Here is an 8945-nt window from a genome sequence, read left to right as displayed (position 1 = left end):
TCCCCACCCCAGATCCCGATTGCCCATTGCCCGCTTGCTCACCGGCACCACCGCGGCGAGCAGGGCCAGGGACAACGGCATGGATCGCGGCGGCACCGATTCCTTGCACGGCGCGCGCCGCGATGAGCATCGCTGGACTCGCAGCGAGCGCGCTGGCCACCGAGGCGGCGGTGAAGACAGCGATTCCGCCGAGGAACACCGCGCGTCTGCCCCACCTGTCGCCGAGCGTCGCCGCCGTCAGCATGAACGTCGCGAAGGTGAGGGTGTAGGCGTTCATGAACCATTGCAGTTGTCCGACGGAGGCGTTCAGATCTTGCTGGATGACCGGGAGCGCGCTGGTCATCACCAGATTGTCGAGTGTTGCCATGAACATCGGTAGGGATGCTGCGAGGATGCCGAGCCACACGGGAACGTTCCGAGTGGCGGGCTGCACTGCAGGTGGGGAAGCTGTGGCGGTCATTGCGGTCGTCCCGTCTCGAACTTGTAAGCATCGAATGATTACTTAATCGAGACCGTAAGTTATCGACTGATAACCTGTCAACATGTCCGACGCCTCTGCACCCAAGCCCAAGGCCACCCGTATGGATGCGGCCGACCGCCGAGAGCTCGTTCTCGACGCGGCGATGCGCGCGTTCGCGCGCGGGGGCTACGCAGGCACCAGTACCGATGCGGTCGCGAAGGAAGCCGGTGTCTCTCAGCCGTACGTGGTGCGCATGTTCGGCACCAAGGTCGAGTTGTTTCGTCTGGTGTTCCAACGCTCCGTCGACGGCATCATGGCCGCGTTCGAGGCCGTGCTGGCGGCGGGCCCGCTCGACCCCGACGACGACAGCACCTGGCAGATCTCGGTTCCGCCTACGCCGATCTGGTGGCCGATCGCGACCTGTTGATGGTCATGATGCACGGATTCGGCGCAGGGTCGGTACCCGAGATCGGCCGGGCGGCCCGGGAGGGAATGGGCGCCATCTACAGCCAGATACGTGACGGTACGGGTTGTTCCGAGGATCAGGCCCGGCAGTTCATCGCGCACGGGATGCTGCTCAACGTCCTCATGTCGATGCAGGCGCTCGAGCATCCGAACGACAGCTCCGGACTGCACGAGATGACGGTGTGCGCGTTCGGAACCACGCTGGTTCCGGCCGATCCCGGCTGAGCGTCCGAGCTAGGGACGCATCTCGTACCGGCCGTCGTAGGAGGCGACCTCGTTCCACACCGCCTCGAAACGACTCGCATCGACCACCGGCTTGCGTATCGCGTCCAGGGCCCACTGCTGTTGCGCCGCAGACGACGAGGGCTTTCCGTACAGCGCGACGGCATAGCCGGAGAAGTCTCTGATCTGGAAGTCGAAGATCTGGTCCAGCATCTCGGGGGAGATGTCGTCGGCTTGTTCGAGCACGAGGTGGCCGTAGACGACGAGTGAGAACAGGTGCCCCACCACGAGTAGGAAATCGAGATCCTTCTGCTGGGCTTCGTCGGGCGCACAGTCCTGAAGAAACGACCTGAACGCCTGGGCCTGCTCGTAGAACCGTCCCACGTTGGGTATCGCGGAGTGCTTGCTGTACAGCGGGTTCCAATCATGGAACCGGACCGAGCTAGCACCACGGGCGGGCCCCTGCGCGAAGAAGAAGCTGTCGTCGACCGGCTCGGTTCGGGTACCGACGTCCGGGTAGTCGGCGGGCGAGAACATGTACGCAGGCATGAATTTGAGCATCAGCGCCACGTTGACGTGCACCGTGCCCTCGAGCTTCGGCAGTGTTCCGATCAGCTGGGCGGCTTCACGGAAGTAGGTGTTCTTCTCGTACCCTTTGGCCGCGATGACGTCGTGCAACAGACGGACGACCGTTTCGCCCTCGGAGGTCACCTTCGCCTTGGTCATCGGATTGAACAGGAGGTAGCGCCGGTCTTCGGGTCCGGCGGCACGGAAGTAGTCCAGCGCTCGCGCGCTGAACAGCTTCATGGCGATCAGCGGGAGTACGCGTCGACGAATGCGCTGCGGACGTGCGGGAAATCGGTGACGCGATTGCCGTAGAGAATTCTGTTGTTCGCGTGCGTGATCGCCTCGTAGAACGCGTGCTCACAGATGCCGATGGATCCGGTGCACAGGTTGAACTTTCCGACGTTGACCGTGTTCAGCGCAGCCGAGAATGCGTCGGCACCGGTGTGCAGGATGTCCTGTTGCCGGACGGGGTAGTTCTCGAGCGCGAAGGTGCTGACGTACATCTGCCCGTGGACGACGCTCTCGCGAAGCCGATAGGCCGGGTGCGCGCTGTCTGCCACGAAGAACACGTACGAATCGGGTCCGTCGACGTCGGTGCGTCGGCCGAACACCGAGACCATACCCGCAACGTTGCCGTTCCCGATGTAATACTTCTCCCCCGACGCGGTGAACTCGAGTTCGGAGTCCTCGGTCGAGGGCGTCAACAGCATGTCGGTGGAGTAGACGTCGGCTCCGTGTGCGCGCTCGGACAGTCCGAACGCCATCACACCGCCGCGGTCCAGCTCGCGTGCGGCGCGCCGTTTGGCGTCGTCGTTGGCGCTCATCCAGATGGGCCCGAGTCCCAGCACGGTGACCTGCCAGGTGTACCAGTAGGCCAGACCGTAGAACCCGAGAACCTCGCTCAGCGCTGCATTGCGAGCAGCGTCCCATCGCGTGTTCGGCGATCCGTCCGCGTAGGCGGCCGGCGTGGAGAAGATTGCGAACAGCTTCTGCTCGGCGACGAACTCGATGAAGTCCGCGGGCCAGACTGCGTCGAGATCGTCCGCGAGCAGCCTGGCCTTGCCTCGATTCTCGAACCACTCGATCAAGGCGCGCAGCGCTCGACGAGAGTCGCCGTCGAGCTCGGCCGGATCGAAGGTTGTGGGATCGAACAGCGCAAAGTGAGACACGTGGTGACCTCTCATAGTCGTTGACCCGAAGCTACCAGCGGGTAAACGAGCGCGCAGAGAGATCGCGAGACTCCCTACGGTGTGTGCCGCACAGCCTTCACGATCTCCTCGACCGCCGAGTCGATGTCGAGTTCGCGACTCTCACCGGTGAAGCGATCACGGATCTCGACCTTGCCGTCGGCCCAGCCGCGGCCGATGACGACCACCAGCGGAACACCGATCAGTTCCGAGTCCTTGAACTTCACTCCTGGCGAGGCCTTGCGGTCGTCGAACAGGACCTCGATGCCCTGTGTATCGAGTTGTGTCGCAATCGATTCCGCGCCCGCGCGAGCAGCGTCGTCCTTGTTGGCGATCACCAGGTGGACATCGGCAGGTGCCACCTCCAACGGCCACCGCAGGCCCTTGTCGTCGTGCATCTGCTCGGCGATCACGGCGACCAGACGGGAGACGCCGACACCGTAGGAACCCTGCGTCAGGCGAACCGGCTTGCCGGTCTCACCGAGGACGTCCACCGAGAACGCATCGGTGTACTTGTAGCCGAGCTGGAAGATGTGCCCGATCTCGATTCCGCGAGCACTCACGAGCGGCCCGCGCCCGTCGGGGGACATGTCGCCGTCACGCACCTCGGCTGCTTCGATGGTGCCGTCGGGAACGAAATCGCGACCGGCGACGAGGTTGACCACGTGCTTGCCCTTGACATCCGCGCCGGTGATCCAGGACGTGCCGTCGACCACCCGGGGATCGACGAGGTAGCGAACTCCGTTGGCCTGCAATGCGCGAGGCCCGATGTACCCCTTGACGAGGAACGGATTGGCCGCGAAGTCCGCGTCGGTCAGCAGAGCGAACTCGGCAGGCTCCAGGAATGCTTCGAGGCGCTTCTCGTCGACCTCGCGGTCACCGGGCAGGCCGACGGCGAGCAGTTCCCACTCCCCTTCTGCGTTGCGAACCTTGAGCAGAATGTTCTTCAGCGTGTCCGCGCCGGTGACGGTGCGTCCGAGATCCGCGGAGTTGGCCCACTCCACCAGGGTCGCGATGGTGGGCGTGTCGCCGGTCTCGTGATCGACGGCAGCCGGCTGCCCCTCGATCGGGAGCGGTTCCGGTGCCGGAGTGGTGACGGCCTCGACGTTGGCCGCGTATCCCGACTCGATGCAGCGCACGTAGGTGTCCTCACCGATGTCGCTCTCGGCCAGGAATTCCTCGGAGGCGCTGCCGCCCATGGCACCGGACGTCGCGGCGACGATGACGTAGCTGACGCCGAGGCGGGCGAAGATGCGCTGGTACGCCTCACGGTGGGCGGCGTAGGACTTCTTCAGTCCGTCCTCGTCCATGTCGAAGGAGTACGAGTCCTTCATCACGAACTCGCGGCCGCGCAGAATGCCGGCGCGGGGACGCTCCTCGTCGCGGTACTTGGTCTGAATCTGGTACAGCGTGACCGGCAGATCCTTGTACGAGTTGTACTCGGCCTTGACCGTCAGCGCGAACAGTTCCTCGTGGGTGGGACCGAGCAGCATGTCGTTGCCCTTGCGGTCCTGCAACCGGAACAGCGCGTCGCCGTATTCGGTCCACCGATTGGTGGTCTCGTACGGCTCGCGCGGCAGCAGTGCGGGCAGAGATATCTCCTGCGCACCGATGGCGTTCATCTCCTCGCGCACGACACGCTCGACCTGCCGCAGCACCCGCAGACCCAACGGCAACCAGGAGTAGACGCCGGGCGCGATACGACGAACGTAGCCGGCGCGAACCAACAGCTTGTGGCTGTCGACCTCGGCGTCGGCCGGGTCGTCGCGAAGAGTACGAAGGAACAACTGCGAAAGACGGGTGATCACGGGTTGTCAGACTAGTCGCTCACACAGTGCCTGTGAGCAGGCGGCCGTACAGTGAGTAGCCTCGAGCCCGTGCTGATTCTGCTGCCTCCCTCCGAGACGAAGTCCGACGGCGGTTCCGGAGCACCTCTCGATCTGGACCGACTGTCGTTGCCCTCGCTGACTCCGCTTCGTCGAAAGCTCGCCGACGCGCTGGTGGAACTGTCCGCCGACGTCGACGCATCGATCGCGGCGCTCGGCCTCGGCCCCACCCAGGTGGACGAGATCGAACGCAACGCCCGGTTGTGGACCTCACCCACCACACCTGCACTGCAGCGGTACACCGGCGTGCTCTACGACGCCCTCGACGCGGCGTCGTTCACCCGGGCCGGTCGCGCCCGAGCGAACGCGAGGCTGTGGATCGGCTCGGCCCTGTTCGGTGCCGTCCGTGCCTCCGATCCGATTCCGTCCTACCGACTCTCCGGTGGATCGACCGTTCCGAATTTCGGGACGCTGCGATCACACTGGAAGCCCGAACTCTCCGACGCCATCGACGCCGAGGACGAGGGGATCGTCGTCGACCTCCGATCCGGCACGTATCAGCAGCTCGGTCCTGTTCCGGGCGCGATCACCGCAACGGTGCTCACCGAGAAGCCCGACGGCAGCCGATCGGTGGTCAGCCATTTCAACAAGCATCACAAGGGTCTGCTGGCACGCGCATTGACGCTGACCACCGCCGAGCCGAAGGACGTGAAAGCCGTTGCCCGCGTGGCATCCAAGGCCGGTCTGCGAGTCGAAGTGGCGTCGAGCACCGAATTGATCGTGCTCACCGAATGAACGAGATTCCGGAACTGCTCCGCCGCGGGGCCGACGCATCGGTCGGCAAGACCAAGAGCCAACGCGTCGCCGACGACGTCGCAGATCGACTGGTGTCGATGAATGCGACCGAACTCGGCTCTCGGGCGCTGACGAACATGATCGAGACGATGTACGAAAACGGCTGGCAGCCCATGGATCTGGTGCATGTCGTGCGGCGTCAGCACACGGTGGCCGTGGCCAATCTCGCTGCTGCGGTGCTGCTGCACCAGGCCGATCTCACCGACGCCGACGCCCGGGCCCCGCAGGACTGGGTGGATCAGATGTCCACGATCTGCGAGCAGTTCCCCAAGGTTGCGGCCCGGGTCGAGGCCACGCCCGATTTCCTGACCGCTTACCTGACCTCGTCCGGTAAATCCGATTACATCGCTGCCAGTGATCAGTGGCTCGACGTACTCACGCTGCTCGGTCAATGGCAGACACTCCCCCGGTGGCCTCAGCTCGGCCCCAAGCCGTCCCAGTGGCCGCGCACTCGTCCCACGGTGACGGGTGTCGCCGGCTCCGACTCACCGAACACCAAGATGCTGAGCAAGATTCGCGGTCTGCTGGCCAAGGCCGACGCCACGGATTTCGAGGAGGAGGCGGAAACGCTGACGGCCAAGGCGCAGGAGTTGATGACGCGCTACTCCATCGACACCATGCTGCTCGCGCAGGGCCACATCGATATTCACGGCCGACGCGTTCACGTCGACGGCCCGCATGCCCCGGCCAAGGCGCAGCTGCTGCACGTGGTCGGAACCGCCAACCGCGTCAAAGCGATCTGGGATCCGGAGTTCGCCGTCGCAACCCTGGTCGGTGCCCCGGTGGACGTGGAACAGACCGAGTTGTTGTTCACCTCTCTGCTGGTTCAGGCAACGCGCGCCCTCGGGCATTCACCGCAGGCCAAGAAGCGCAAGAAGGCCGGATCGGCGGCGTTCGGCAAGGCGTTCCTCTACGCCTATGCCGTCCGAATCGGAGACCGCCTCACCGACGCCGATGCACACGCTTTGGAGGAGGTCGCGGTCGAATCGGCCGATCTGCTCCCTGTTCTGGCTGCCCAGACCGTCGCCGTCGAGGCCGAGTTCGATCGACTGTTCCCGACGGCGAAGCCAATGCGCGGTCCACGCCTGGACGCCGAAGGATGGGATTCGGGCCAGGCCGCGGCCGACGACGCCCACATCGGGTGACGTTCGCCCACAGAATATTCGGTTGCCTACCTGTACAGGTGCGCAGCTGAACATTCTGTGGGCATACTCAGCGTCGACGTTCGGCCCTGGCGCACGCACGGTCGAATCGCTCGCGCACCATGCCGAACTGCCACAGGTCCTTCTATGTCCACCGGAACACCTCCATTCCCCGGTCCCGGAGCTCGTCCTCGCGAACCTTTTCCTGCGCCAACGTCTTTCCGGTCGCGTACTTGTCCATGCCGTCGAATTCGCCGATCACACGCCAGCCTTTCCAGTAGAAGTCGACTCGGGCAAGGAACTGGGATCCCACTCGCAGTACCTGTTGCAGAACTGGGTTCGGGAAGCCGTACTCCTTCATCCGCAGTCTGCTGAGGGATTCTCCGGGGCTTTCGCTCAGACCGTTCATTGCGGCGACCGCCCGCCGAGCCGCGCCGATACCGTTCGTGCGCGCCGAGACCTCCAACGCTGCCCGCAACCGATTCATCGACACCTTCTTCGATCGCAGAGCCGAGTCTCCGATCACGACGGCATGATCGAGATCGAGCAGCCGCGCGCAATCGACCACGGTGCGCTCCGGCGAGGTCACCGGTATTCCCATCTCCGTCGACACGAATTCCGCCGGAAGCGGCGTCGAGTGCACGTGCAATCGCGAAGTCGTGCGCCCTTTTCCGTCGGGGATCGTCAGGTGCACTCGGTCCAAATCGGTGTTCCACAGATCGAACCCGCGGACGAACAGCTGCGGAGACGTGGCTGGCTGCTGCGTCGGCTTTGGTTGCCAGGGATCCGACGGCCGTCAGCCGGTGCATTCCGCGTGGATCGAGCGTCGAACACAACTGCCGCTGTGCATACATTCCGGGAACGATCCGAACCAGTTCGCCTCGGGCGCACAGCCTTTGCAGATCTGTGTTCGTGTAGCCGGCACTCAACGCTGTGGCGCGGGAAATGAGACCGTTGGCGTCAGGATGCATGCACCGATCGTGCACCGACAGCGACTCCGAAAACCGAGCCGAACGGCAATTGTGGACAACTCGGCGCCTGTGGATCAATAGTGGTGCGCCGGTACCAGAAACGGGTTTGCCAGAGAGGAAATCAGCCTTCTGGACGTCTTCCTGCGCAGCCTGGGCCTGAGCGACCTGCTGCGGGGTGAAGCGGATGAACACCGCAGCGATTCCCGCGACCACGGCGCACACGGCGCAGCAGAACAGCGCGAACATGTAGCCCGAGCTCAATGCATCGAGCTGGTTGTCGTTCATCAGCGTGGCCGGTCCCGAGATGCCGCCCAGTGAGAGGGTGCGAGAGGTGACCAGCGCGCCGATCACGGCCAGGGCCAGCGGCCCACCGAGGGTCTGGGCAACCAGGGCAATAGCGGTCAACGGGCCGATCTCGGTGGGGCTCACTCCGGCGATGGCGCACAGCGGGAGCGGCACGACCGTGAGGCCGACGCCGAATCCGATGCCGATGACGGGGAAGAACAGTCCGGGGAAGTACGACGAGTCCGCGTTCATCGTCGCGACCGACACCATCAGCCAGCCGACCATGATGACGGCGCCGCTGAGGATCAGCCAACGAGGAGCGATGCGCGTCACCAACTGCGAGGCCAGGAACGCCGCGGCACCGAGCCCGAAGGCGAACGGCACGAACGCCAGGCCCGCGTGCAACGGGCTGTATCCCAGGATGTCCTGGACGAACAGTGCAACGTAGGCGGCGAGGCAGAACATCACGCCACCGGCGAAGAAGATGGCCACGAACGTCGCCACTCGGTCTCGGCTGCCGAACAGCGAGAACGGGAGCAGTGGATTGTCTGCGCGACGCTCGACCAGCAGGAACAGCCCGAGGAAGAGCAGTCCGGCGAGCAGGGAGACGATGACGATCGGATTGGTCCAGCCCAGTTCGGTGCCCTCGCTCAGAGCCAGCACCACTCCGGTGCAGCCGAGCGTCGCCAAAATCGCTCCCGGTACGTCGAGCGGCAACTTCGCCCCCACCGTCTCCTGCAGCGAGACGACCGCGAGCACCACGATGACGACACCGATAGGCACGTTGATCAGGAAGATCCACCGCCACGACACCTCGGTCAACGCACCGCCGATGATCAGCCCGGCGATGGAGCCGACACCCGTCATGGCCGCGTAGATCGCGATGGCCTGATTCCGAACCGGCCCCGGCGCGAACGTGGTCGCCACCAACGCGAACGCCGTGGGCGACGCCACCGCGGCTCCCA

At 64.7% G+C, this 8945-nt stretch carries 3 protein-coding genes and 4 pseudogenes; 3 read left to right on the top strand and 4 right to left on the bottom strand.

Going from position 1 to position 8945, the window contains the following annotated elements:
• Window positions 1-460 (bottom strand): annotated as a pseudogene (locus RHBS_RS19645) (MFS transporter); the annotation flags it as partial.
• Window positions 461-581: 121 nt separating this feature from the next.
• Here RHBS_RS19645 and RHBS_RS19640 point away from each other — a divergent pair.
• Window positions 582-1150, top strand: a pseudogene (locus RHBS_RS19640) (TetR/AcrR family transcriptional regulator).
• A gap of 9 nt (window positions 1151-1159) precedes the next feature.
• Here the strand turns inward: RHBS_RS19640 and RHBS_RS19635 are convergent.
• Together RHBS_RS19635 and RHBS_RS19630 are read right to left on the bottom strand one after the other, a co-directional pair.
• Window positions 1160-2898: pseudogene (locus RHBS_RS19635) on the bottom strand (acyl-CoA dehydrogenase family protein).
• Between the two features lie 59 nt (window positions 2899-2957).
• Window positions 2958-4709, bottom strand: a complete 1752-nt coding sequence (locus tag RHBS_RS19630; RefSeq protein WP_128646265.1) for a proline--tRNA ligase — start codon at window positions 4707-4709, stop codon at window positions 2958-2960.
• Window positions 4710-4778: 69 nt separating this feature from the next.
• Here RHBS_RS19630 and yaaA point away from each other — a divergent pair, with 69 nt between their 5' ends.
• Both yaaA and RHBS_RS19620 read left to right on the top strand, forming a co-directional pair.
• A complete protein-coding gene (gene yaaA, locus RHBS_RS19625; RefSeq protein WP_128646266.1) occupies window positions 4779-5522 on the top strand; it encodes a peroxide stress protein YaaA in 744 nt (247 codons plus the stop codon).
• A complete protein-coding gene (locus tag RHBS_RS19620; RefSeq protein WP_128646264.1) occupies window positions 5519-6727 on the top strand; it encodes a DUF2786 domain-containing protein in 1209 nt (402 codons plus the stop codon). Before yaaA ends, RHBS_RS19620 begins: the two co-directional genes overlap by 4 nt.
• 1097 nt (window positions 6728-7824) lie before the next feature.
• Here the strand turns inward: RHBS_RS19620 and RHBS_RS19610 are convergent.
• Window positions 7825-8945 (bottom strand): annotated as a pseudogene (locus RHBS_RS19610) (MFS transporter); the annotation flags it as partial.

The sequence above is a fragment of the Rhodococcus sp. BS-15 genome, from assembly GCF_000813105.1.
Classification (GTDB): domain Bacteria; phylum Actinomycetota; class Actinomycetes; order Mycobacteriales; family Mycobacteriaceae; genus Rhodococcoides.
The sequence above is the reverse complement of the archived record's forward strand: the minus strand, read 5'-3'. Positions and strand labels throughout refer to the sequence as shown.

Coding starts and splice junctions, on each gene's coding strand:
- RHBS_RS19620 (WP_128646264.1), top strand. CDS start 5,519: ATGAACGAGATTCCGGAACTGCTCCGCCGCGGGGCCGACGCATCGGTC.